At 63.8% G+C, this 24,553-nt stretch carries 24 protein-coding genes; 22 read left to right on the top strand and 2 right to left on the bottom strand.

Going from position 1 to position 24,553, the window contains the following annotated elements:
* Positions 1-4: 4 nt before the first annotated feature.
* The 3 genes from mscK (at position 5) to trxC (ending at position 5,392) form a co-directional block, all read left to right on the top strand.
* Positions 5-3,343 (top strand): mechanosensitive channel MscK, encoded by a 3,339-nt coding sequence (gene mscK / locus JFU04_RS01610; RefSeq protein ID WP_106805357.1) that lies wholly within the window; start codon positions 5-7, stop codon positions 3,341-3,343.
* A gap of 48 nt (positions 3,344-3,391) precedes the next feature.
* Positions 3,392-4,855 (top strand): protein adenylyltransferase SelO, encoded by a 1,464-nt coding sequence (gene selO, locus JFU04_RS01605; protein ID WP_201143399.1) that lies wholly within the window; start codon positions 3,392-3,394, stop codon positions 4,853-4,855.
* A 102-nt stretch (positions 4,856-4,957) separates the two neighbouring features.
* Positions 4,958-5,392 (top strand): thioredoxin TrxC, encoded by a 435-nt coding sequence (trxC, locus tag JFU04_RS01600; RefSeq protein ID WP_120447456.1) that lies wholly within the window; start codon positions 4,958-4,960, stop codon positions 5,390-5,392.
* Positions 5,393-5,530: 138 nt separating this feature from the next.
* On the opposite strand, the gene JFU04_RS01595 is transcribed toward trxC, so the two are convergent.
* On the bottom strand, positions 5,531-5,740 hold the full coding sequence (locus tag JFU04_RS01595) for a DUF6124 family protein (protein WP_120447455.1): 210 nt from the start codon (positions 5,738-5,740) through the stop codon (positions 5,531-5,533).
* A 480-nt stretch (positions 5,741-6,220) separates the two neighbouring features.
* Entirely contained in the window at positions 6,221-6,991 is a 771-nt protein-coding gene (locus tag JFU04_RS01590; RefSeq protein WP_065899988.1) for a ParA family protein, read from the bottom strand.
* Between the two features lie 336 nt (positions 6,992-7,327).
* Between JFU04_RS01590 and JFU04_RS01585 the strand changes: the two genes are divergently transcribed.
* The 19 genes from JFU04_RS01585 to JFU04_RS01495 all read left to right on the top strand — a co-directional run bounded on the left by JFU04_RS01585 (position 7,328) and on the right by JFU04_RS01495 (position 24,545).
* Positions 7,328-8,047 carry a beta-ketoacyl synthase chain length factor gene (locus JFU04_RS01585; protein ID WP_065899986.1) on the top strand — a complete coding sequence of 240 codons (720 nt, stop codon included), beginning with the start codon at positions 7,328-7,330 and terminating at the stop codon, positions 8,045-8,047.
* Complete coding sequence (locus tag JFU04_RS01580; protein ID WP_065899984.1) at positions 8,023-8,835, top strand: lysophospholipid acyltransferase family protein; 813 nt, start codon at positions 8,023-8,025, stop codon at positions 8,833-8,835. Before JFU04_RS01585 ends, JFU04_RS01580 begins: the two co-directional genes overlap by 25 nt.
* Positions 8,813-9,082, top strand: a complete 270-nt coding sequence (locus JFU04_RS01575; protein ID WP_065899982.1) for a phosphopantetheine-binding protein — start codon at positions 8,813-8,815, stop codon at positions 9,080-9,082. Before JFU04_RS01580 ends, JFU04_RS01575 begins: the two co-directional genes overlap by 23 nt.
* Before the next feature lie 9 nt (positions 9,083-9,091).
* Entirely contained in the window at positions 9,092-9,346 is a 255-nt protein-coding gene (locus JFU04_RS01570; protein WP_016979215.1) for an acyl carrier protein, read from the top strand.
* Positions 9,343-9,888 carry a COG4648 family protein gene (locus tag JFU04_RS01565; RefSeq protein WP_201143398.1) on the top strand — a complete coding sequence of 182 codons (546 nt, stop codon included), beginning with the start codon at positions 9,343-9,345 and terminating at the stop codon, positions 9,886-9,888. The genes JFU04_RS01570 and JFU04_RS01565 overlap by 4 nt, the downstream gene beginning before the upstream one ends.
* The gene (locus JFU04_RS01560; protein WP_201143397.1) at positions 9,885-11,555 is read left to right on the top strand and encodes an acyl-CoA synthetase family protein; all 1,671 of its coding nucleotides are present in this window, start codon (positions 9,885-9,887) and stop codon (positions 11,553-11,555) included. Before JFU04_RS01565 ends, JFU04_RS01560 begins: the two co-directional genes overlap by 4 nt.
* 332 nt (positions 11,556-11,887) lie before the next feature.
* On the top strand, positions 11,888-12,622 hold the full coding sequence (locus JFU04_RS01555; RefSeq protein WP_201143396.1) for a glycosyltransferase family 2 protein: 735 nt from the start codon (positions 11,888-11,890) through the stop codon (positions 12,620-12,622).
* On the top strand, positions 12,619-13,554 hold the full coding sequence (locus JFU04_RS01550; RefSeq protein ID WP_201143395.1) for an LpxL/LpxP family acyltransferase: 936 nt from the start codon (positions 12,619-12,621) through the stop codon (positions 13,552-13,554). The genes JFU04_RS01555 and JFU04_RS01550 overlap by 4 nt, the downstream gene beginning before the upstream one ends.
* Complete coding sequence (locus tag JFU04_RS01545) at positions 13,538-15,079, top strand: HAL/PAL/TAL family ammonia-lyase (RefSeq protein ID WP_106805362.1); 1,542 nt, start codon at positions 13,538-13,540, stop codon at positions 15,077-15,079. The genes JFU04_RS01550 and JFU04_RS01545 overlap by 17 nt, the downstream gene beginning before the upstream one ends.
* The gene (locus JFU04_RS01540) at positions 15,072-15,500 is read left to right on the top strand and encodes an acyl-CoA thioesterase (protein ID WP_065899971.1); all 429 of its coding nucleotides are present in this window, start codon (positions 15,072-15,074) and stop codon (positions 15,498-15,500) included. The genes JFU04_RS01545 and JFU04_RS01540 overlap by 8 nt, the downstream gene beginning before the upstream one ends.
* Positions 15,494-16,177: an outer membrane lipoprotein carrier protein LolA gene (locus JFU04_RS01535; protein WP_201143394.1), complete on the top strand. Its 684-nt coding sequence runs from the start codon at positions 15,494-15,496 to the stop codon at positions 16,175-16,177. The genes JFU04_RS01540 and JFU04_RS01535 overlap by 7 nt, the downstream gene beginning before the upstream one ends.
* Positions 16,167-18,482, top strand: coding sequence for an MMPL family transporter (locus JFU04_RS01530; RefSeq protein ID WP_201143393.1), 2,316 nt, complete (start codon positions 16,167-16,169; stop codon positions 18,480-18,482). The genes JFU04_RS01535 and JFU04_RS01530 overlap by 11 nt, the downstream gene beginning before the upstream one ends.
* Before the next feature lie 33 nt (positions 18,483-18,515).
* The gene (locus JFU04_RS01525) at positions 18,516-19,763 is read left to right on the top strand and encodes an NAD(P)/FAD-dependent oxidoreductase (RefSeq protein WP_065899968.1); all 1,248 of its coding nucleotides are present in this window, start codon (positions 18,516-18,518) and stop codon (positions 19,761-19,763) included.
* On the top strand, positions 19,760-20,494 hold the full coding sequence (locus JFU04_RS01520) for a class I SAM-dependent methyltransferase (protein WP_065899966.1): 735 nt from the start codon (positions 19,760-19,762) through the stop codon (positions 20,492-20,494). The genes JFU04_RS01525 and JFU04_RS01520 overlap by 4 nt, the downstream gene beginning before the upstream one ends.
* Positions 20,491-20,973, top strand: a complete 483-nt coding sequence (locus JFU04_RS01515) for a hypothetical protein (RefSeq protein ID WP_106805363.1) — start codon at positions 20,491-20,493, stop codon at positions 20,971-20,973. Before JFU04_RS01520 ends, JFU04_RS01515 begins: the two co-directional genes overlap by 4 nt.
* Positions 20,970-22,136 carry a beta-ketoacyl-[acyl-carrier-protein] synthase family protein gene (locus tag JFU04_RS01510; RefSeq protein ID WP_201143392.1) on the top strand — a complete coding sequence of 389 codons (1,167 nt, stop codon included), beginning with the start codon at positions 20,970-20,972 and terminating at the stop codon, positions 22,134-22,136. The genes JFU04_RS01515 and JFU04_RS01510 overlap by 4 nt, the downstream gene beginning before the upstream one ends.
* Complete coding sequence (locus JFU04_RS01505; RefSeq protein WP_120447446.1) at positions 22,133-22,594, top strand: ApeP family dehydratase; 462 nt, start codon at positions 22,133-22,135, stop codon at positions 22,592-22,594. The genes JFU04_RS01510 and JFU04_RS01505 overlap by 4 nt, the downstream gene beginning before the upstream one ends.
* The gene (fabG, locus tag JFU04_RS01500; RefSeq protein ID WP_201143391.1) at positions 22,591-23,319 is read left to right on the top strand and encodes a 3-oxoacyl-ACP reductase FabG; all 729 of its coding nucleotides are present in this window, start codon (positions 22,591-22,593) and stop codon (positions 23,317-23,319) included. The genes JFU04_RS01505 and fabG overlap by 4 nt, the downstream gene beginning before the upstream one ends.
* Positions 23,319-24,545, top strand: a complete 1,227-nt coding sequence (locus JFU04_RS01495; RefSeq protein WP_065899958.1) for a beta-ketoacyl-ACP synthase — start codon at positions 23,319-23,321, stop codon at positions 24,543-24,545. The genes fabG and JFU04_RS01495 overlap by 1 nt, the downstream gene beginning before the upstream one ends.
* Positions 24,546-24,553 lie beyond the last annotated feature (8 nt).

The raw sequence follows: 24,553 nt of genomic DNA, 5'->3' as shown, positions 1-24,553 counted from the left end.
CTCTATGCCAATCCTGCGCACTTTTCTCGCCACTGCCCTGCTGGGCCTGACCCTTTGTGTCGGCAGCGTACACGCCGCCGATCCGCCCAGCGCCGACGCCATCCAGCAATCACTGGACAAGCTGCCCGATCGCAAGCTGCCCGACGCCGACATGAAGGCGTTGCAGTCGATCCTGCAGCAGACCCTGAATTACCTGGGCAACAAGCAGGATTACGAGCAGCGCCTCATCGACCTCAAGCGCCAGCTGGAGGACGCCCCGCGCCAGACCACCGACAACCAGCGTGAGCTGACCCGGCTCAAGGCCACCAAGGTCATCCCGGTCGCCCAGCGCTACGCCAGCCTGCCGGTGCCACAGCTGGAACAACTGCTGGTGCAGCGCACCACCCAGCAAGGTGACCTGCAAAAAGAACTGGCCGACGCCAACAGCCTGACCATTGCCGCCCAGACCCGCCCCGAGCGCGCCCAGACCGAAATCAGCAACAGCCAGACGCGCATCCAGCAGATCAATGCGATCCTCAAGGCCGGCAAGGACAATGGCAAAACCATCAGCGGCGACCAGCGCAACCAACTGAACGCTGAACTCGCCGCCCTGAATGCGCTGATCCCTTTGCGTCGCCAGGAACTGGCCGGCAACAGCCAACTGCAAGACCTGGGCAATAGCCAGCACGACCTGGTGGTGGAGAAAACCGCGCGCCTGGAGCAGGAAATCCAGGACCTGCAAACCCTGATCAACCAGAAACGCCTGGCCCAGTCCCAGCAGACGGTAACCCAGCAGTCCATCGAGGCGCAGAAGGCCGGCGGCAGCAGCCTGCTGGCCACCGAGAGCGCGGCCAACCTGAAACTGTCCGACTACCTGCTCAAAAGCACCGACCGCCTCAACGACCTGACCCAGAAAAACCTGCAGACCAAGCAGCAACTGGACACCGTGACCCAGAGCGATTCGGCGCTGGACGAGCAGATCAACGTGCTCAAGGGCAGCCTGCTGCTCTCCAAGATTCTCTACAAACAAAAGCAGGCATTGCCGCGCCTGACGGTGGACCGCGACCTGGCCGATGATATCGCCAACATTCGCCTGTACCAGTTCGAGGTCAACCAGCAGCGCGAGCTGATCAGCTCCCCGAGCACCTACGTCGACAACCTGCTGGCCAACCAGCCACCGGAAGACGTCACGCCACAATTGCGTCGCACCCTGCTGGAGCTGGCGATCACTCGCAGCGACCTGCTGGAGCGCCTGAGCCGTGAGCTGAGCGCGCTGCTGAACGAATCCATCACCCTGCAACTGAACCAGAAACAACTGCTCAGCACCGCCACCACCCTGCGCGCGACGCTGGATGAGCAAATGTTCTGGATCCCCAGCAACAAGCCGCTGGACACCGAGTGGCTGGAAACCGTGCCGGCGCACCTGAGCAAGCAAGTCACCACCCTGCCCTGGGCTTCCAGCGTCAGCGAGTTGTACGACGGCCTGACCCAGCGTCCGCTGCTGTTCCTGCCGCTGCTGCTGTTGATCGGCGCGCTGTTGTGGCGCCGCAAAGCCCTGTACCAGCGCCTGAACAAGGTCCACCTGGACATCGGTCACTTCAAGCGCGACAGCCAGTGGCACACGCCGCAGGCCATCCTGATCAATATCCTGCTGGCGATGCCGGTAGCCCTGGGCCTGGCGCTGTGCGGGTATGCGCTGCAGATTGACGCCCGTGGGCAAAACGCCAACCTCGGCGCGGCCTTGCTGCAGATCGCCCAGGCGTGGCTGGTGTTCTACACCGCCTACCGCATCCTCGCGCCGGGTGGCGTGGCCGAGCTGCACTTCCGTTGGGAGAAACCCCAGGTCGAATTCCTACAGGGCTGGGTGCGCAAGCTCGGGCTGGTGGTGCTGGCCCTGGTGGCGGTGGTGGCAATTGCCGAGCATCAACCGGCGGCATTGGCCGACGACGTGCTGGGCATCGGCGTGGTGCTGCTGTGCTACGCACTGATGGCCTGGCTGCTGGGGCGCCTGTTGCTGAACAGCCCGACGCATGAAAAAGCCTCGCTGTTTCGCAAAGCCGTGGGCCTGCTATTCACCGCCCTGCCCATCGCGCTGTTTATCGCGGTGCTGTTCGGCTACTACTACACCGCGCTCAAACTCAGCGACCGGCTGATCAACACCCTGTACCTGTTGATGTTCTGGTTGGTGATCGAAGCCACGTTCGTACGCGGCCTGGGTGTCGCCGCGCGGAGACTGGCTTACGCACGCGCCCTGGCCAAACGCCAGGCCGCCAAGGAAGCCGGCGACGGCGAGGCGGTGATCGAAGAGCCGACGCTGGACATCGAGCAGGTCAACGAACAATCCATGCGCCTGATCCGCCTGGCCTTGCTCGGCGGCTTTATCGCGGCGCTGTATTGGGTCTGGAAAGACCTGATCACCGTGTTCTCCTACCTCGACAACGTCACGCTCTACGAATACACCAGCGGCACCGGCGCTAATATCAGCATGGTGCCGATCAGCATTGGCGACCTGCTGGGGGCGTCGATCATTGTCGGCATCACCTTCGCCCTGGCGCGCAACCTGCCCGGCTTGCTGGAAGTGCTGGTGCTGTCCAAGCTGGACCTGGCCCAGGGCAGCGCGTACGCGACCACCACCTTGCTGTCCTATGTGATTGCCGGCGTCGGCTTTGTCTCGACCCTGTCGACCCTCGGCGTGAGCTGGGACAAGTTGCAATGGCTGGTCGCGGCGCTGTCGGTGGGATTGGGCTTCGGGATGCAGGAAATCTTCGCCAACTTCATCTCCGGCATCATGATCCTGTTCGAACGCCCGGTGCGGATCGGCGACACCATCACCATCGGCAACCTGTCGGGCACGGTGAGCAAGATCCGCATCCGCGCCACCACCATCACCGATTTCGACCGCAAGGACATCATTGTCCCGAACAAGACCTTCATCACCGGGCAACTGATCAACTGGTCACTGACCGACACCATCACCCGCGTCACCCTCAAGCTTGGCGTGGACTACGGCTCCGACCTGGACCGCGTGAAGGAACTGCTGCTCAAGGCCGCCCGCGAGAACCCGCGAGTGCTCAAGGAGCCGGAGCCACACGTGTACTTCCTCAACTTCGGCGAAAGCACCCTCGACCACGAACTGCGCATGCACGTGCGCGACCTGGGCGACCGCAACCCGGTGATCGACGAAGTGAACCGCTTTATCAACCGCGAGTTCAAGAAAGAGCACATCAACATTTCGTTCCGCCAGATGGAGGTCTACCTGAAGAACCTCCACGGCCAGGAATACAAACTCGTCGAAGTCGACACCCCGGCCAAACCCGCCAACGACGGCGGCGTGCAAGAACCGCCGCCGGGTAAACTCGACTAAACGCCCTATCCCCAGCAGAATGCTCGGACATTCTGCTGGAGATGGCCGGTGAAAGCCCTCGACGAACTGACCTTCGACAACCGCTTCGCACGCCTGGGCGACGCGTTCTCAACCCACGTCCTGCCTGAACCCCTCGATGCGCCACGCCTTGTGGTGGCGAGCGAGGCCGCCATGGCCTTGCTCGACCTCGACCCGGCCGTGGCTGAAACGCCGGTGTTCGCCGAGCTGTTTGGCGGCCACAAGCTGTGGGCCGAGGCGGAACCGCGGGCGATGGTCTATTCCGGGCATCAGTTCGGTGGCTACACGCCACAATTGGGCGATGGCCGGGGGTTGCTGCTGGGCGAGGTGTACAACCAGGCCGGCGAGCACTGGGACCTGCACCTCAAGGGCGCCGGTATGACGCCGTACTCGCGCATGGGCGATGGGCGCGCGGTACTGCGTTCGTCGATTCGGGAGTTCCTGGCCTCAGAAGCGCTGCACGCGCTGGGCATTCCCAGCAGCCGGGCCCTGTGCGTGATCGGCTCCGATACCCCGGTGTGGCGTGAGAAACAGGAGCGCGGCGCAATGGTGCTGCGCCTGGCCCACAGCCATATCCGCTTCGGCCATTTCGAATATTTCTACTACACCAAAAAGCCCGAACAGCAGGCGCAATTGGCCGAGCACGTGCTCAACCTGCACTACCCCGAGTGCCGCGAGCAGCCTGAGCCGTACCTGGCGATGTTCCGCGAGATCGTCGAGCGCAATGCCGAGATGATCGCCAAATGGCAGGCCTACGGCTTCTGCCACGGCGTGATGAACACCGACAACATGTCGATCCTCGGCATCACCTTCGACTTCGGGCCGTTTGCGTTTCTCGACGACTTTGACGCGCACTTCATCTGCAACCACTCGGACCATGAAGGGCGCTATTCCTTCAGCAACCAGGTGCCGATCGGCCAATGGAACCTCAGCGCCCTGGCGCAGGCGTTGACGCCGTTCATCAGCGTCGATGCCTTGAAGGAAGCGCTGGGCCTGTACCTGCCGCTGTATCAGGCCCACTACCTGGACCTGATGCGCCGCCGCCTGGGGCTGACCACCGCCGAGGACGATGATCAGGCGCTGGTCGAGCGCTTATTGAAGCTGATGCAGAACAGCGGTGTGGATTACACCCTGCTCTTCCGTCGCCTGGGCGATGAACCAGCGGCACTGGCCGTGACCCGCTTGCGTGATGATTTTGTCGACCTGGCCGGTTTCGACGCCTGGGCCGAGCGCTACACAGCCCGCGTTGCAAGGGACGGGGAATACACTGAAGAACAGCGACGCGCGCGCATGCATGCGGTCAACCCGCTGTACATCCTGCGCAACTACCTCGCACAAAACGCCATCATCGCCGCCGAGTCCGGCGACTACAGCGAAGTGCGGCGGCTGCACGAGGTGCTTTCCAAGCCGTTCGAGGAGCAAGCGGGCATGGAGCAATACGCGCAGCGCCCGCCGGATTGGGGCAAGCATTTGGAGATCAGTTGTTCGTCGTAGGCACTACTGCTGTAGTGAGCGGGCGTGTCCCGCTCACTACAACCTTGATAACTATCTGCCCCGGCTCCACATAGAACCTATTGGTCATTCCAGGAGCCCACCATGTCCGAACCTCTCGTAATCCCGTGCCCCCATTGCAACGGCCTCAACCGCATCCCCGGCGAACGCCTGGGCGATGCGCCAAAATGCGGGCGCTGCAAGCAGCCGGTTTTGCTGAACACGCCGTTCGAGCTGAAACAAGGTGACTACGCCAGCCAGATCAAAGGCGATTTGCCGTTGCTGGTGGATGTCTGGGCTGAATGGTGCGGGCCGTGCAAGTCATTTGCGCCGGTGTTTGAGCAGGCGGCTGGGCAGTTGGCGGGCAAGTGCCGACTGGCCAAGCTGGACAGCGAGGCCAATCAGCAGTTGTCGGCGCAGTTGGGGATTCGCTCGATCCCGAGTTTGATTCTGTTCAAGAACGGCCGCGAGGTGGCGCGCCAGAGCGGGGCGTTTCCGTTGCCGCAGTTGATGGCGTGGTTACGCAGCCAGGGCGTATAACTCCCCCCTGAGAACAACACCTATCAAATGTGGGAGCGGGCTTGCTCGCGAATGCGCAGTGTCAGTCGATGCATAGGCTGAATGACACACCGCATTCGCGAGCAAGCCCGCTCCCACATTTTTTGACCGCGTTTAACCTCAGGCCAGCGGGGCTTCGCGGTCCATGATCTGACCGACCAGCAGTACGCCCAGCTCACTCAACTGGTGGATGGCCAGGGCCATGTCGCGGTGTTCGCCGGTGAGGTCGTTGGACAAGTTGAGTAACAGGGTGCGCACGGAAGAGAAGGTTTCGTAGCTGTTTAGCACGAGGGTTTCGGTGGGGAGGTTGGGTGTGACGGTAAATAGCATGCTTTTCGTTCTCTGATAGGACCATCACCTACTCGCTACTAAACGAGGGCGGCAGCTGTACGCAGGTTAGTAGACCGGGAACGAAAGCAAAAACCGGCGCACCCGAAGGTGCCCTGCGCACAGCTGCCATGATGATGGAGCGGCGCACATGCTTTCGTCTGATTGGGCTACTAAACCCGGTCACTGAACATTCAGCGACCGGCGAACCTTAAGAGACACCCCTCCAGACGCACAAGCCGGCGGATTCTGACTTACCTGTAGGCAACGATACAAGGCAGAACCCCAATTGCCAGACCTGTCCTACAGCCTCTGTGAGACAAATCCAAATCTTCGTGCCGGAACGCAAAACAAAATGTGGGAGCGGGCTTGCCTGCGATGCAGGCGATTCGGTCTGCCTGATACACCGAGGCGATGCCATCGCAGGCAAGCCAGCTCCCACACTGATTGCATTTCACATTAGGGTCAGCGTTGCCTGTCAGATCAGGCGTTTTCCAGCAGGTTATGCAGCTCCACAAATTGCTGCGTCAGCTTGTGCCGTGGGTCCAGGTGGATCAACGGCTTGCTCTCCTGGTGCGATTCACGCATGCGTACCGAACTGGCCAGGTACACCGGCAGCACCGGCAGGCCTTCGGCGATCAACTCGTCGAGCATCTGCTGCGGCAAGCTCGCCCGCGCCTGGAACTGATTGACCACGATGCCTTCCACTTCCAGGCCTTCGTTGTGGTCTTCCTTCAATTCTTCGATTTCCGCCAGCAGGCCATACAAGGCCTGGCGCGAGAAGCTGTCGCAATCGAAGGGAATAAGCACACGATCGGCGGCAATCAGCGCCGAAACCGCGTAGAAATTCAGGGCCGGCGGGGTATCCAGGTAGATCCGGTCGTAATCTTCGCTCAATTCGTCCAGCAGCTTTCGCAGCTTGTTGATCTTGTGCTTGGCCTCGAGCTTGGGCTGCAGGTCCGCCAGTTCAGCAGTCGCGGTGATGACGTGCAGGTTGTCGAATGGCGTTTCGTAGATATCGACCTGGTTTTTCTTGGAAAACGGCCCGGATGACAGGGTTTGCTTGAAAAAATCCGCGATCCCCATGGGGATATCGTCGCCCGTCAGCCCGGTGAGGTACTGGGTTGAGTTGGCTTGTGCATCGAGGTCCACCAACAGGGTTCGATAGCCTTCACTGGCGCTGACCGCCGCCAGGTTGCAGGCGATGCTGGACTTGCCAACGCCGCCTTTCTGATTGAACACCACACGCCGCATGGAAAAACCTCCGTGTATCAATGAATGTCCGAGTGTAGAGGGCAAAAGCGCCTGTTAGCTACCTCGTTCATCCATGCACTGCTGCATTAAAGTCGGCATGTAGTACGTCACACACGAAGAATCAGGAATGGTCCGACAACCAAGCCGACCTTCGGTAACCGACAATATGTAAATCTCCTCCACTAATTTGTAATCAGCCGTGCACAAATCTTTACCAAAGTTTGCTAGAACCCCACGGCAACGGGATAATGCGCGCCAGTCGGCTACTGCTCCCTGTCCCGGTATTCGGGGCCAACGGCCGCACATGGAAGCCCGCAGGGGCGGGATATCTTCTCAGTGATCACTTTCAACATCGCCCAATGGCGCGCCTGGGCCCCTGGCCTGGAGAGCGCGGACGACTGGCACGCCTGGTGCCGGAATCCGGTGTTGCTGCCCGAAAGCGAAGCCTGCCCCGACGTGTCATTCCTGCCGGCCATGCAGCGCCGGCGCCTGAGCCGCCTGGCGCGCATGGCCTTCAGCGTGGGCTGGCCACTGGCCGAAGGCCTGCAGGACTTGCCCCTGGTGTTTATTTCCCGGCACGGCGAGACCCCGCGCACCCTCGATATCCTCACTGACCTGGCCAACGACCAGCCACTGTCGCCGACCCAGTTCAGCCTGTCGGTGCATAACGCGGTGATTGGCCTGTGGTCGATCCTGCGTAATGAAACCAGCGAAATGACCGCCCTGGCAGCCGCCGGTGATGGCCTGGAGCACGGCATGCTCGAAGCCGCCGCGCTGCTCAACGAGGGCGCCTCGGCGGTCTTGCTGGTGATCACCGAAGAACAGCCGCCCGAGGCCTACGCCAGTTGGATCCACGACGTGCCTTTTCCCTACGCCCTCGGCCTGCTGCTGACGCCCGGCGACGAGTGGCAGTTGGAACTCAGCCCCGGCACTGTCCAACCCACTCAAACCCAGTGGCCTCACGCCCTGAACCTGCTGCGCACCCTGCTCACCGACCAGGTCGCCTGCCAACATGCCTGGAAGAACCGCGTATGGAACTGGCAACGCAAGCCTTGACCGACAAACCCCGGGACGCCTACTACTGGCGCCTGATCGCCACCGCAGCCAGCTTCGTGCTGTTCGGTTTCGGCGGGCTGTGCCTGCGTTTGCTGGTGTTCCCCCTGCTCAGCTGCCTGCCGGGCGACGCCACCCAACACCGGCGCCGCGCCCGTCACACCATCAGCTGGCTGTTCTGGTTCTTTATCCGCCTGATGCAACGCGCCGGGGTGCTGACCTTCAGTGTCGAAGGCGCGGAAAAGCTCGGCCGCCCGGGCCAGATGATCATCGCCAACCACCCGTCGCTGATCGATGTGGTGTTCCTGATCGGCCTGGTGCGCCAGGCCAACTGTGTGGTCAAGCAAAGCCTTTGGCAAAACCCGTTCACCCGGGGACCGGTGCGCGACGCGGGTTATATCAGCAACGACGGCAGCGCCGAGATGCTCGATGCCGCCGCCGGCGCGCTGCAGGCCGGGCAAACCCTGATCATCTTTCCGGAAGGCACCCGCACCACACCCGGCGCGGCGCCTGCCTTTCATCGCGGGGGCGCCGCCATTGCGCTGCGCGGTGCGACAATCATCACCCCCGTGGTGATCAAGGTCAGCCCCACCACCCTGACCAAGGCCGAACCCTGGTATCGCATCCCAAAATGCCGCGTGCACTTCAGTTTGCGGGTGGGTGCCGATATAGAACCACAGGCCTTCGCGGCATTGGGGCCTGCGCCCCAGGCTTCACGCAAGCTCAACGATTACCTGCACCACTATTTTATTAAGGAGCTCGCCGAAGATGAGCGACCAACACCGCCTTGAGCACGACATAAAGACGCTGATCATCGAGGCCCTGGGCCTGGAAGACATCAGCGCCGACGACATCGGCAGCGAACAAACCCTGTTCGGCGAAGGCCTGGGCCTGGATTCGGTCGACGCCCTGGAATTGGGCCTGGCGATCCAGAAAAAGTACGGTATCAAAATCGATGCCGACGCCAAGGACACCCGCAATCACTTCACCAACGTGGCGAGCCTCGCGGCGTTCGTCACGGCCAGACAGGCAGCTTGAGACCGGACCATGCAAACTCGTGACGATATTTTCAACACCCTGCGCGATGCCTTGGTGGAACTGTTTGAACTGCCGCCTGAGCGCGTCACTCTCGACGCCAACCTGTACCAGGACCTGGAAATCGACAGCATCGACGCCGTCGACCTGATCGACCATATCAAGCGCCAGACCGGCAAGAAGATCGCTGCCGAAGAGTTCAAGGCCGTGCGCACCGTCAACGACGTGGTAGAGGCGGTGTACCGTCTGGTCACGCCGGCCGCATGAGCCGGCTGATCGGCCTTGGCCTGTTGCTGGCGGGGCTGCTGTACCCTTTTGCGGTGTATTACGGCACCGAGCACTTCGCGCCGTGGCAATTCGGCCTGCTGCTCGGCAGTTTGTGGCTGTTGCGCGCGTTGACCGGTGCGCGGCGCCCCGGCAGCCGCTGGATGGCGGTGGCCGTGATTGTGTTTTGCCTGTTGCTGGCCTGGTTCGACAACCCGCACCTGCTGCGCTGGTACCCGAGCATGGTCAGCGCGTTCATGCTCGCGCTGTTCGGCCTGAGCCTGAAATATGGCCCGCCGATGGTCGAGCGCCTGGCGCGCATGACCGACCCGCAGCTGCCCCCCCACGCGATTGTGTATACGCGCCAGGTCACCGTGGTGTGGAGTGTATTTTTTCTGTGTAATGGCCTACTCGCCGCCGCGCTCACCCTGTGGGCGCCGCTGAGTTGGTGGACGTTGTACAACGGCCTGATCGCCTACGGGCTGATGGGGCTGTTGTTTGCCGTGGAATGGCTGGTACGACAAAGGGTTCGAGGCCGCGTATGAAAGGGTTGAAACTTGAGCACCTGTTGCTCGAGCCGCTGCAACAGCGTTTGGTCACCACCGAACCTGCAATGAATCACGCTGAACTGTGGGAACACGCCTTGAGCCTGGCCGCAGGCCTGCAGGCGCGTGGCATCCAGCGCCTGGCCGTGCACCTGGAAGACGCCGGCGTACTGGCGATTGCCCTGCTGGGCGCCTGGCGTGCCGGGGTCAGCGTGCTGCTGCCCGCGGACCTGCAACCCCAGACCCGCCAACGCTGGGACGAGGCCGTCGACGCCTGGCTGGTGGAAGCTGCCGACCTCGACGCGCTGTATCAGTCGCCCTTGAACCCTGCAGTCCTCGACCTGGACGCCTGCCAACTGAGCCTGTGCACCTCGGGCTCCAGCGGCGAGCCCAAGCGCATCGACAAGACCCTGCGTCAGTTGGCCAATGAAGTCCAGGCGCTGGAAGCCTTGTGGGGCGCGGACGTGAAAGACGCGTGCATCATCGGCAGCGTCGCCACCCAGCATATCTACGGCTTGCTGTTCCGTGTGCTGTGGCCGCTGTGCGCCGGTCGCACTTTTGTGCGCAAGCAACTGGCATTCCCCGAAGACCTGCAGCGCGCCAGCCGCGAGCACCCGCACTTTGCCTGGGTCGCCAGCCCGGCGCTGCTCAAGCGCATGGGCGACAACCTCGACTGGCCGGCACTGAGCCAGGTGGCGAGGGTGTTCTCGTCCGGCGGCGCCTTGCCCCTCGAGGCGGCCACCCGTCTTTACGAGCGCCTGCAGCAATGGCCGACGGAAATCCTCGGCAGCTCCGAGACCGGCGGCATCGCCTGGCGCCAGGGCGCGCAACCCTGGCAACCATTCGCCGACGTGCAACTGAGCCAGGACGCCGACGGCGCGCTGCGTATCGCCTCGCCTTACCTGCCCGCCGGGCATATTGAACAGACTGCCGACGCTGCCCGAATCCATCCAGATGGCCGTTTCGAGCTGCTGGGCCGCCTGGACCGCATCGTCAAGCTGGAAGAAAAACGCATCTCGCTGCCGATGCTCGAACAGGCGCTGATGGCCCACGCCTGGGTCACCGAAACCCGCCTGGGCGTGGTACAGGAAAATCGCGCGTCCCTCGGCGCGTTGGTGGTGTTGAGCGCCGAAGGCCTGCACGCCCTGCGCAACCAGGGCCGGCGCACCGTCACCCAAACCCTGCGCCAGCACCTCAGCCAGCATTGCGAAGCCCTGGCCCTGCCGCGGCGCTGGCGCCTGCTGCGCCAATTGCCGCTGAACAGCCAGGGCAAGCTCCCGCAGGCCGACGTCGAAGCACTGCTGCTGGCGCCACGGCCAAAAGCTCCGGAAGTGCTGGAGCAGGTAAAAGCGGATGGCGAATGGACCCTGCAACTGAGTGTGCCGCCGGACCTGGCTTACTTCAGCGGCCACTTCCCGGTCACTCCGGTGCTGCCCGGTGTGGTGCAGGTGGAATGGGCCTTCAACCTCGGCCAGCAACTGCTGGACCTGCCGACGACCTTTGCCGGCATGGAAGTGCTCAAGTTCCAGCAACTGGTACGCCCGGGCGATCGCATCGAACTGCACCTGCGCTTTGATGCAGAGCGCGCCAAGCTGTACTTCGCCTACCGCAATGGCGTGGCGGCCTGTTCCAGTGGCCGGATAGTGCTGGAGGCGCAAAATGCATAATCTCTTGTGGCAAGCAGGTTCGTCGTGGCAAGCAGGCTGTTTGTGGCAAGCAGGCTTGTTGTGGCGAGCGGGCTTGTTGTGGCGAGCGGGCTTGCCCCGCGTTGGGCTGCGAAGCAGCCCCAAAACCAGCCAACTCGGTATGCCTGGAAGACCGCGTCGACCTTATTGGGGCCGCTTCGCAGCCCAACGCGGGGCAAGCCCGCTCACCACAGGGAGCCCGCTCACCACAACAAGCCCGCTAGCCACAAGGAGCTTGCTAACCAAAGGGAGCGTGCTCACCGCAGAAAACCCATTCACCACAAGAAGCACGCTACCAGCCAATTGGGTGAGCCATGCATAACCCCTGCGCCCTGATCCCGGTCTACAACCATGAAGCCGCCGTGCCGGCCGTGGTCCGCAGCCTGTTGAACAGCGGCCTGCCGTGCCTGTTGGTCGACGACGGCAGCAGCCCGGCCTGCGCGGCGGTATTGGCGCAGCTGGCACGCCTCGAAAACGTCACCCTGCTGACCCTGCCGAACAACCAGGGCAAAGGTGGCGCGGTCATGGCCGGTTTCCGCGAAGCCGCACGCCTGGGCTTCAGCCATGCCCTGCAGGTGGATGCCGACGGCCAGCACGACTTGCGTGAAGTCGAGACGTTTATCGACACCTCGCGCCGGCACCCTGACGCGGTCATCTGCGGCTATCCCGAATACGACGACAGCGTGCCCAAGGGCCGCCTGTACGCGCGCTACCTGACCCACGTGTGGGTGTGGATCAACACCCTGTCTCTGCAGATCCGCGACTCGATGTGCGGCTTTCGCGTGTACCCGCTGGCGCCGACGCTGGCGCTGATGGACTCGGCCTATATCGGCACGCGCATGGACTTCGACTCCGACATCCTGGTGCGCCTGGCCTGGCGCAACCAGCCGATGCGCTGGCTGCCGACGCAGGTGCATTACCCCACCGACGGCCTGTCGCACTTTCGTTTGTTCCGCGACAACGTGCGCATCTCGGCCATGCACACCCGGTTGTTCTTCGGCATGTTGGTACGCGCGCCGATGATCCTGTGGCGACGGTGGCAGGCATGAGCGACAGCAGCAAACACTGGGCCGACCGCGAAGAACGCGGCAGCTTCTGGCTGATGAAACTCACGGCCGTCGCCGCCAAGGTGCTCGGCCGCCGCCTGCTGAGCCCGGTGCTGTACGGCATCGTGCTGTACTTCTTCCTGTTCGGCCGCACCGCGCGCCAGAGCGCCTGGCAATACCAGCAGCGCCTGGCCGAGTGGAGCGGACGCGATGAACTGCGCCCGACCCATAAAAAGGTCTTCGGCCAATTCATGGCCTTCGCCGACTCGCTGCTGGACAAGCTCGACGTGTGGAACGGCAAGCTGCGTATCGAGCAGATCGAAATCAACGACCCGGCGCAACTGCGCGGGCAACTGCGTGGCGGGCGCGGGCAGATGCTGGTGGGCGCGCACCTGGGCAACCTTGAAGTGTGCCGCGCGCTGGCGGAAATCGGCGAGCAGGTCACCATGAACGTGCTGGTGCACACCAAGCACGCCGAGCGCTTCAACCGTCTGCTGGGCGAAGCCGGCGCGACCCACTTGCGCCTGATCCAGGTCAGCGAGCTGGACCCGGCCACCATGCTGTTGCTCAGCCAGCGCCTGGACGACGGTGAGTGGCTGGCCATCGCTGGCGACCGCGTGCCGCTGCATGGCGGGCGCAAGGTGCGGGTGGATTTCCTCGGCCACGACGCCGCCTTTCCCCAAGGCCCGTGGTTGCTGGCCGGCCTGCTGAAATGCCCGGTCAACCTGCTGATGTGCCTGAAACACCAGGGCCGCTATCACCTGACCATCGAGCCGTTCGCGCAGTTGATCGAATGGAAACGCAGCACCCGCGAGCAGGTCATCGCCCTGTGGACCGCGCGCTATGCCGCACGCCTGGGCCAGTTCTGCCTGGAAGCGCCCCAACAATGGTTCAACTTTTACCCTTTCTGGAAGACTGATGACGACGCATCTTGAGCCGGTAACCTTTGGCGAACGCCCCCTGCGCATCGAAGACGTGCTGGCCCTGGCCAACCGTCAGGTGCCCACACATTTGCAGGATGACGCCGCCTATCGCCAGCGCATCGCCAAGGGCGCGCAGTTCTTAGACTCGCTGCTGGACAAGGAAGGCGTGATCTACGGCGTGACCACCGGCTACGGCGACTCCTGCGTGGTGGCGGTGCCATTGCACCACGTCGAGGCGCTGCCGCGTCACCTGTACACCTTTCACGGCTGCGGCCTGGGCAAGTTGCTCGACGCCCAAGCGACCCGTGCGGTGCTGGCGGCGCGCCTGCAGTCGCTGTGCCATGGGGTTTCCGGGGTGCGCGTGGAACTGCTCGAGCGCCTGCATGCGTTCCTCGAACACGATGTGCTGCCGCTGATTCCGGAAGAAGGCTCGGTCGGCGCCAGTGGTGACCTGACCCCACTGTCCTACGTGGCCGCGACCCTGTCCGGCGAGCGCGAGGTCATGTTCCGTGGCGAGCGGCGCCAGGCTGCCGATGTGCATCGCGAACTGGGTTGGGACCCGCTGGTGCTGCGTCCCAAGGAGGCCCTGGCGCTGATGAACGGCACCGCCGTGATGACCGGCCTCGCCTGCCTGGCCTTCGCCCGGGCCGACTACCTGCTGCAACTGGCGACGCGCATCACGGCGCTGAACGTGGTGGCGCTGCAAGGCAACCCGGAGCACTTCGACGAGCGCCTGTTCGCCGCCAAGCCGCACCCGGGACAGATGCAAGTCGCCGCCTGGCTGCGCAAGGACCTGGCCATCGATGCGCCGACCGCGCCGCTGCATCGCCTGCAGGATCGCTACTCGCTGCGCTGCGCCCCGCATGTGCTCGGGGTGTTGGCCGACAGCCTGAACTGGCTGCGCTCGTTTATCGAGATCGAACTGAACAGCGCCAACGACAACCCGATCATCGACGCCGAGGAAGAGCGCGTGCTGCACGGCGGGCACTTCTACGGCGGGCATATCGCCTTTGCCATGGACAGCCTCAAGACCCTGGTGGCCAACGTCGCCGACCTCCTCGACCGCCAGCTCGCGCTGTTGGTAGACGTGCGCTACAACCATGGCCTGCCGAGCAACCTGTCCGGCGCGCCGGCCGAGCGCGCGATGATCAACCACGGCTTCAAGGCGGTGCAGATCGGCACCAGCGCCTGGACCGCCGAGGCGCTGAAAAACACCATGCCGGCCAGCGTGTTCTCGCGCTCCACCGAGTGCCATAACCAGGACAAGGTGAGCATGGGCACCATCGCTGCGCGCGATGCGATCCGTGTGCTGGAGCTGACCGAACAGGTCGCCGCTGCCACCCTGCTCGCCGCCAACCAGGGTGTGTGGCTGCGTGCCCAGGCCGAGGATGCGCGGCCTTTGCCGCCAGCCTTGGCCGCCATGCATGCAGCACTCGCAAAGGACTTCCCGCCGGTCATCGAGGACCGTGCCCTCGAAGGCGAGCTGCGCCTGTGCCTCACGCGCATTGCCGAGCAACACTGGAGGCTGCATGCGTAGTCAGGGCGTGCTGCACAGCGACAGCGAAATCCTGGTGCCGTTTTTCGACATCGACACCATGAACGTGGTGTGGCACGGGCACTACGTCAAGTACCTGGAAGTGGCGCGTTGCGCGCTGCTGGACAAGATCGGCCATAACTACACGGCGATGCTCGAATCCGGCTACGCCTGGCCGGTGATCGATATGCAGCTGCGCTACGTGCGCGGCGCGACCTTTGGGCAGACCATCAATGTGCGCGCGAGCCTGGTGGAATGGGAGAACCGCTTGAAGGTCAATTACCTGATCACCGACCTTGCCAGCGGCGAGCGCCTGACCCGCGCCAGCACGGTGCAAGTCGCCGTCGAAATCGCCAGTCGCGAGATGCAATTGGCCTCACCCAGAATATTCACCGACGCCGTCGAAAGGGCCCTCAAATGCTGACCCCTGTGGGAGCGGGCATGCCCGCGAAGGACGTTAACGATAATGCGATCCGCCTGACACTGCGCGGCGCCCTCAGGTTTTTCGCGAGCAAGCTTGCTCCTACAGGGCTCGGGTTGTTGCTGAGCCTGAGTGCCCATGCTTTCGACTTGCAACAACTCAGCGCTCAACTGGCAAAGCCCTCGGTGATCCACGGCAGCTTCATCCAGGAAAAACACCTGCGCGCCCTGCCGCAGCCGCTGGTGAGCAAAGGCACCTTTGTGCTCGCCAAGGACCACGGCCTGCTGTGGCTGCTGAAAACCCCGCTGCAACAGGACTACCGCATCAGCGCCCAGGGCATCGCCCGGCGTGATGCCAACGGCTGGCAACTGCTGCCGAACAAGAGCGCCGGCGCCGAGCAGAACCGCCTGTTCCTCGCCGTGCTGCAGGGCGACAGCAGCGGCTTGCAACGCGACTTCGAGCTGCAGTTGCAAGGCGAAGCCCGGCAATGGAAGCTGACGCTGATCCCACGTTCGCTGCTGTTAAAACAAGTATTCACCCAGATCAATATCGACGGCGGCGAGCTGGTGCAAACCATCGAGCTGCTGGAAACCCAGGGCGACAGCACCGTGCTGCGCATGCAGGACAGCACCGCCAGCCAGCCGTTGAGCGATGCGGAGCAACACGACTTTGCCCAGTGAACGCTTGCTGCCCCGCCTGTTCCTGATCCTGCTGGTGGCCGTGCTGGCCCTGGCCGGCTGGCAGTGGCGCCACGGCGCCCCGCTGTCGGCCAACTTGATGGAACTGGTGCCGGGCAACACGCCGGACGCCCTGGAACTGCAGGCCGAACAACGCATGCAGGAGCCGCTGAACCGCGAGATGCTGGTGCTGGTGGGGCATGCTGATCGGCAGACAGCCGTTGCGGTCGCGCAGCAACTGGGCGAGCACTGGCAGGCCAGCGGCCTGTTCGAAAAAGTGCAATGGAACCTGCAAGCCGACTTGCCCGCGCTGCGCGAGCAACTGCTGCGCGGTCGACTGGCGATGCTCTCGGCCAAAGACCGCGCGCAACTGATCGAACAGCCCGGCGCGTTTATCCAGCAGCGTGTGCAGGCGCTGTTCGACCCCTTCACCGGCTTCAGCCTGGTGCCGAGCCAGGATGACTGGCTGGGCCTGACCGGGCGTATCCAGAACAGCCAGCCGCAACACGGTTCGGTGCAACTGGATATCGGCAGCGGCGCGTTGATCGCCGATGCCGACGGCAAAAGCTGGGTGCTGCTGCGTGCGCGCACCACCGGCAATGCCTTTGACATGAAACTGCCGCTGCAAGTGGCAGCGCTGCTCCAGGCCAGTCGCGCACAGGCCAGCGGGCAAGGCGCGCAATTGCTCGCGGCCAGCGGTCTGCTCTACGCGGCCAACGGTCAGCAGCAGGCCACACGGGAAATCACCTGGGTCGGCGGCGGCGCGACCGTCGGTATTCTGTTGCTGCTGTTGCTGGCGTTTCGTCGTTGGCGCGTGCTGCTGGCCTTTGTGCCGGTGCTGGTGGGCATGCTGTTTGGCGCGGTGGCCTGTGTGGCGCTGTTCGGCCATATGCATGTGATGACCCTGGTACTGGGCTCCAGCTTGATCGGTGTGGCGGTGGATTACCCGCTGCATTACCTGTCGAAGAGCTGGAGCATGAACCCCTGGCGCAGTTGGCCGGCGTTGCGGCTCACCCTGCCGGGGCTGAGCCTGAGCCTCGCCACCAGTTGCATCGGCTACCTGGCGCTGGCCTGGACGCCGTTCCCGGCACTGACCCAGATCGCCGTGTTCTCCGCCGCCGGGCTGATCGGCGCTTACCTGTCGGCCGTGTGCCTGTTGCCCGCGCTGCTCAAGGGTGTGGAACTGCGCCCGGCGCAATGGCCGCTGCGCATCGCCGAATGCCTGTGGCTGGTGCGGGCTTCTTTGCTCAAGCGCGTGCCGAGCCCGGTGTTGCTGGCAATGGTGCTGCTGTTCTGCGCAGGTGGCCTGTGGCACCTGAACAGCAAGAACGATATCCGCCAATGGATCGGTGCGCCGCCGCAATTGCTGCAAGAGGCACAGGCCGTCGCGCGGATTACCGGTTTCCAGCCCACCAGCCAGTTTTTCCTGGTACGCGCGGACGACCAGCAGCAGTTGCTGGAGCGCCAGGCCGCCCTGAGCCAGCGCCTGGATCAACTGGTGAACATGGACAAGCTCCAGGGGTACCTGGCGCTCAACCAACTGGTCAACCTGCCGGCCGAGCAGCAACAACTGCGCGACGCCTTGAACCAACTCCCGCAACATTGGCAGCCACTGCTGGACCTCGGTGTGCCCGCCACTGCCCTGCAAGCCGAAGTCGCGCAGCTGCAAGCGTTGCCCACCGAAGACATCGACGCCACGCTCGTCGGCCCCCTGGCCGAGCCTTGGCGCACCTTGTGGCTTGGCCAGGTCAACGGCGGCGGCGTGGCGGCGATGGTCAGCCTGCAAGGCTTGAACAACCCGGCGCTGCTGCGGGTGCAAGCGCTGGATCTGCCGGGCGTGCAACTGGTGGATCGCCTGGGCGACTTGAACCGCGTGTTTGCCGATACGCAGATCAGCGCGGCCGAATTGAAGTTGATGTCCTGCGTGCTGATCGTGCTGCTGCTGATCCTGCCATTCGGCTTTGCCGGCGCCTTGCGTATCGTCGCCCTGCCCTTGCTGGCGGCGCTGTGCAGCCTGGCCAGCCTGGGTTGGCTGGGCCAGCCGCTGACCCTGTTCAGCCTGTTCGGCCTGCTGCTGGTCACGGCCATCAGCGTCGACTACGCGATTTTGATGCGCGAACAGATCGGCGGCCCGGCCGTCAGCCTTTTAGGCACGCTGCTGGCAGCGCTGACGACCTGGTTGTCGTTCGGCCTGCTGGCGGTGTCGAGTACCCCGGCGGTGAGTAATTTCGGCCTGTCGGTCAGCCTGGGCCTGGCGTTCAGCTTTATGCTGGCGCCTTGGGCGGGCCACCAGAAGCACGCCTCATGAATGTGATTATCGCCAATGCGGCAAGGAGCCCTCGTGCCCACAGTTGAAATGGAACGTCGCCAGGTGGTGGTGATCGGTGCCGGTCCATCCGGTGCCATCGCCGCCGCGCTGTTAAAGCGCAAGGGGCATGATGTATTGATCATCGAGCGCCAGCACTTCCCACGGTTCTCGATCGGCGAAAGCCTGCTGTCGCACTGCATCGACTTCATCGAAGAAGCCGGCATGCTCGACGCCGTGCAGGCCGCGGGCTTCCAGGTGAAGACCGGCGCTGCGTTCGCCTGGGGCGAGCGCTACAGCGCATTCGATTTCGGCGACACCTTCAGCAACGGCAAACCGACCACCTTCCAGGTGCAACGCGGCGAGTTCGACAAATTGCTGGCCGATCAGGCGGCGCTGCAGGGCGTCGATATTCGCTACGGCGAAACCATCGTTGGCGTGGATTTCAAAGGCGAATCGCGCTACCTGCACGTGCGCCGCGAGAACGGCAGCGAATACCATCTCAAGGCCAGGTTCGTGCTCGACGCCAGCGGCTACGGCCGTGTCTTGCCGCGCTTGCTCGACCTTGAGGCACCGTCGAATTTCCCGTTGCGCCAGGCGGTGTTCACCCACGTCGAAGACCGCATCGAACATCCTGGGTTTGATCGCACCAAGATCCTGGTGACCACCCATCCGACACAGCGCGATATCTGGTTCTGGACCATCCCGTTCAGCAATGGCCGCTGCTCGGTCGGCGTGGTCGCGGCGAAGGAGCATTTCGACGGCCGCGACGCGGACCTCGACGCCTGCCTGCGCGGTTTTATCGACGAAACCCCAAGCTTGTCCGGCGTGCTGCACAACGCCGTGTGGGATACCCCCGCGCGCACCATCGGCGGCTACTCGGCCAACGTCAAAACCTTGCACGGCCCGGGCTTCGCGCTGCTGGGCAACGCCGCAGAATTCCTCGACCCGGTATTTTCGTCCGGCGTGACCATCGCCATGCGCTCGGCGAGCATGGCCGCCGGCCTGTTGCACCGTCAGCTGAGCGGCGAAACGGTGGACTGGCAAAGCGAATTCGCCGAACCGCTCAAGCGGGGTGTCGACACCTTCCGCTGCTACGTCGAAGGTTGGTATGCGGGCACGTTCCAGGATGTGATTTTCCATCCCGGCAGCTCGCCGGAGATTCGCCGGATGATCAGCTCGATCCTAGCCGGCTATGCCTGGGATGAGCGCAACCCGTTTGTCAGCGAGCCCAAGCGGCGGTTGCGGATGTTATCGGAGATTTGTGCAGGGGATGCCGCGTGAGCAGTCAGTACCTGAGTAAGAATTACGTCGAGGAAACCAGGTTCGGTTTCTGGTTCCTGCGCAGCCACACCTGGCAGCACCATGTGCTGCGCGTGGCGATCAACGACCTGCGCGGCCTGTTCAGCGAGGCATTGCCCCAGGCGCCGGTCTTGCTCGACGCCGGTTGCGGCCAGGGCAAATCCTTCAAGCTGCTGCAGCAAGTGTTTGCCCCCTCGCGCCTGATCGGCCTGGATGCCGATCCTCACAGCCTCCAACTGAGCCGCGAGGAAGCCACGCGCCAGGGCCTCGCCGTGGAGCTGATCGGCAGCGACTGCGCCACCCTCGAAGTGCCGGACGCCAGCGTCGATATCCTGTTCTGCCACCAGACGTTCCACCATCTGGTGGAACAACATCGCGCGCTGAAAGAGTTCTACCGCGTGCTCAAGCCGGGGGGCTACCTGCTGTTTGCCGAATCCACCGAAGCGTATATCGACACCTGGGTGATCCGCTGGCTGTTCCGTCACCCCATGCACGTGCAGAAGAGCGCCGAAGAGTACCTGCAGATGCTGCGCGAGCAGGGCTTTGAGTTCGGCGCGCAGAACGTCTCGTACCCCTATCTGTGGTGGAGCCGTTCCAGCGATTTCGGCCTGCTGGAACGCTGGGGCCTGCGCAAGGCGCCGCCGGTGGGCCAGCGCGAAGAAACCCTGGTCAATTGCGTCGCGCGCAAACCCCTGGCGGGTGCAACCGCATGATGCGCCTGCTGCTGATCGGCTGCCTGTTGCTGCTGAGCGCCTGCGCCAGCCAGGCGCCGCTGCCCGAAAAAATGCCCACCCTGACCCTGCCGATGCAATTGCATGTGCAACGCCAGGAAGGTGCCCAGCGCCAGGATTGGCTGCTGGTGATCCAGCGCGAGGACGGCGGCATTCGCTGGTCGATGATGGATCCCCTGGGTATCCCCCAGGCCCGGCAGATACTGATCAATGGGCAGTGGCAGGCCGATGGCTTGCTACCGCCCAACCCCCAGGCGCGCGAGCTGTTCGCCGCCCTGCTGTTTGCCCTGGCTTCGGCGGACGACCTGCGCGCGCTGTACCCCGACGCGCAGGCGATGGACCTGACGCGCACCCTGCCGGGCCATTGGCAAATCGTGTATCAGTCGTCCGAGGTATTTCGCGTGAACATCAGCGGGCAGCCGTTGAGCTATCGCATTACGCCGCTGGGAGTCGCGCGATGACCGCCTATCTCAATGCACTCGGTGTGATCTGCGCGCTGGGCCGCGGCCAGGCCGAGGTCAGCCGCAGCCTGTTCGCCGGTGACTGTTCGGGCATGCGCGCCGAAAGCGGCTGGGTCCCGGAGCGAGTGCTGCCGGTGGCCGGTGTGCACGGCGAGCTGGCGACCATCCCACCCGAGCTGGGCCAGCAGAGCAGCCGCAACAACCAGCTGCTGCTGGAGGCGGCGCTGCAGATTGAGGGCGAGATTCGCCAGGCGATCCAGCGCTACGGCGCGGCACGTGTCGCCATTGTGCTGGGCACCAGCACCTCGGGGATCGATGAGGCCAGTCGCGGCATTGCCCATTACCTGCGCGATAACCAGTTCCCCGGCGACTATGACTACCAGCAACAGGAGCTCAGCGCGCCGGCAAACTTCCTCGCCGACTGGCTGCAAACGAGCGGCCCGGCCCATGTGATTTCCACTGCATGCACCTCCAGCGCCCGCGCGCTGATGAGCGCCCAGCGCCTGCTGGACCTGGGCGTTTGCGATGCAGTGATCTGCGGCGGCGTCGACAGCTTGTGCAAGCTCACCCTCAATGGGTTCAGCTCGCTCGAGGCGGTGTCGGACCAGCGCTGCAATCCGTTTTCGCGAAACCGCAACGGCATCAACATCGGCGAGGCGGCGGTGTTGTTTCTGATGAGCAGGCAGCCGTCGCCGATTGCCTTGCTGGGCAGCGGCGCGAGTTGCGACGCGCACCATATCTCGGCGCCGGAGCCCAGCGGCAAAGGCGCTTTGCAAGCGATGCGCAAGGCCTTGGCCAGCGCGAAACTGGCCCCCGAACAGATCGGCTACTTGAACCTGCACGGCACGGCCACCCAGCATAATGACGCGATGGAAAGCCTGGCCGTCGCCAGCCTGTTCCCCGCCGGCGTGGCCTGCTCGTCGACCAAACCCATGAGCGGCCACACCCTGGGTGCTGCGGGCGCGCTGGAAGCGGCGTTCTGCTGGCTGAGCTTGACCCACAACCAACTGCCACCGCACGTGTGGGACGGCCAGGCCGATCCGGCACTGCCCGCGTTGCACTGGGTACAGCCCGGTGCCCGCTTGGAAAAACGCTGCCTGATGAGCAACTCGTTTGCCTTCGGCGGCAATAATGTCAGCCTGATTATCGCAGAGGCACCATGATCGATTGGCCACTCGCCGAACTGCTGCCCCACGCGGGCGACATGATCCTGATCGACCAGGTGCTGTCGTTCGATGAAGAGCAGGTTCGCACCCGCACGACCGTCAAGCCCGGCGGCCTGTTCAATCGCCCGGACGGCAGCCTGCCGGCCTGGGTCGGCATCGAGCTGATGGCGCAAAGCGTCGCCGCCTATGCCGGTTGCCGCGCGCGTCAGAAAGGCGCCGCCGTGGAGCTGGGCTTTTTGCTTGGCACGCGCAAGTTCGAGTGCAACGTGGAACACTTCCCGGCAGGCGCCGAGCTGACGATCCACGGCCTGCGCTCGCTGGAAGACGACAACGGCATGGGTGTGTTCGAATGCCACCTGACCGGTGACGGTATCCAGGCCAGCGCCCGCCTGAACGTATTTCGACCGCCACAGGCGGCCAACTATTTAGAAGAATCGAAGGACGAAACGCCATGACTGAATCCGTACTGGTCACCGGCTCCAGCCGTGGCATTGGCAGCGCCATCGCGCTGCGCCTGGCCCAGGCCGGGCACGACATCGTGCTGCATTGCCGCAGTGGCCGTGCCGAAGCCGATGCCGTGAAGGCCGAGGTCAAGGCGCTGGGCCGCAACGCACGGGTGCTGCAGTTCGACGTGGCGGACCGCGCGCGCTGCAAGGCAATCCTCGAGGCGGACGTGGAGCAACATGGCGCCTATTACGGTGTGGTGCTGAATGCCGGCCTGACCCGCGACGGCGCCTTCCCGGCCCTGTCGGAAGACGATTGGGACGTGGTGATGCGCACCAACCTCGACGGTTTCTATAACGTGCTGCACCCGGTGATGATGCCGATGATTCGGCGCCGTGCGGCCGGGCGCATCGTGTGCATTACTTCGGTGTCCGGGCTGATCGGCAACCGTGGCCAGGTCAACTACAGTGCCTCCAAGGCCGGCCTGATCGGCGCAGCGAAGGCGCTGGCCATCGAGCTGGGCAAGCGCAAGATCACCGTCAACTGCGTCGCCCCCGGCCTGATCGACACGGCCATGCTGGATGAAAACGTACCGGTGGAAGAACTGATGAAGATGATCCCGGCGCAACGCATGGGCACCCCGGAAGAAGTCGCCGGCGCGGTGAATTTCCTCATGTCGGCCGAAGCCGGCTATATCACGCGCCAGGTGTTGGCCGTGAACGGAGGCCTGTGCTGATGAAACGCGTTGTCGTCACCGGCATGGCCGGCATGACCTCCCTGGGCAGCGATTGGGAAACCATCGCGGCCAACTTTCGCGCCAACCGCAGCGGCATCCGGCGCATGGACGAGTGGGACCGCTTTACCGAACTGAACACGCGCCTGGCCGGGCCGATCGACAACTTCGTCGTGCCCAGCCACTGGACGCGCAAGCAGCTGCGCAGCATGGGCCGCGTCTCGCGCCTGGCGGTGTGGGCGGCGGAGCAGGCGTTGCAGGATGCCGGCCTGCTCGGCGACGAGTCGATCAAGGACGGGCGCATGGGCGTGGCCTGCGGCTCGTCCACCGGCAGCACCGACGAGATCAAGGCGTTCGGCAATATGCTGCTGAACTCGGTGGCTGAGGGGCTGAATGCCAACTCCTACGTGCGCATGATGCCGCACACCACGGCGGCGAATATCAGCATCTTCTTTGGCCTGACCGGGCGGCTGATTCCTACGTCCAGCGCCTGCACCAGCGGCAGCCAGGGCATCGGCTATGCCTACGAGGCGATCAAGTTCGGGCGCTTGCCGCTGATGCTCGCCGGCGGCGCCGAGGAGCTGTGCCCGACCGAGGCCATGGTGTTTGACGCGCTCTACGCCACCAGCCTGAAAAACGATGCGCCGCAGACCAGCCCGCGCCCTTACGACACTGGCCGCGATGGCCTGGTGATCGGCGAGGGCGGCGGCATGCTGGTGCTCGAAGAACTGGAACATGCGTTGGCGCGAGGGGCGCATATCCACGCCGAGATCGTCGGCTTCGGCAGCAATGCCGACGGCCAGCACACCACCCGCCCGGAACAGAAAACCATGCGCCGCGCCATGGAACTGGCGCTGGAAGATGCCGGGCTCGAGCCTGGCGCGATCGGCTACGTCAACGGCCACGGCACCGCCACCGATCAAGGCGACATCGCCGAGACGCTGGCGACCAGCAGCCTGTTCGGCAGCCGCATGCCCATCAGTTCGCAGAAGAGCTTCCTGGGCCACACGCTAGGCGCCTGTGGTGCGCTGGAATCGTGGTTCAGCATCGAGATGATGAACCGCGACCAGTACGTGCACACCTTCAACCTGGACGCCATCGACCCGCAATGCGGCGAGCTGGATTACCTGCAGGGTGAGTTTCGCGAGATGCATCACGACTACGTGATGAACAACAACTTTGCCTTTGGCGGCGTCAACACATCGTTGATTTTCCGCCGCTGGTCCTGACTTTTTAA

Origin of the sequence: Pseudomonas sp. TH21, assembly GCF_016651025.1 — a bacterium.
Taxonomy (GTDB): Bacteria; Pseudomonadota; Gammaproteobacteria; order Pseudomonadales; family Pseudomonadaceae; genus Aquipseudomonas; species Aquipseudomonas aylmerensis.
Note: the sequence above shows the minus strand (reverse complement) of the source record. Positions and strands in the feature narration are given on the sequence as shown.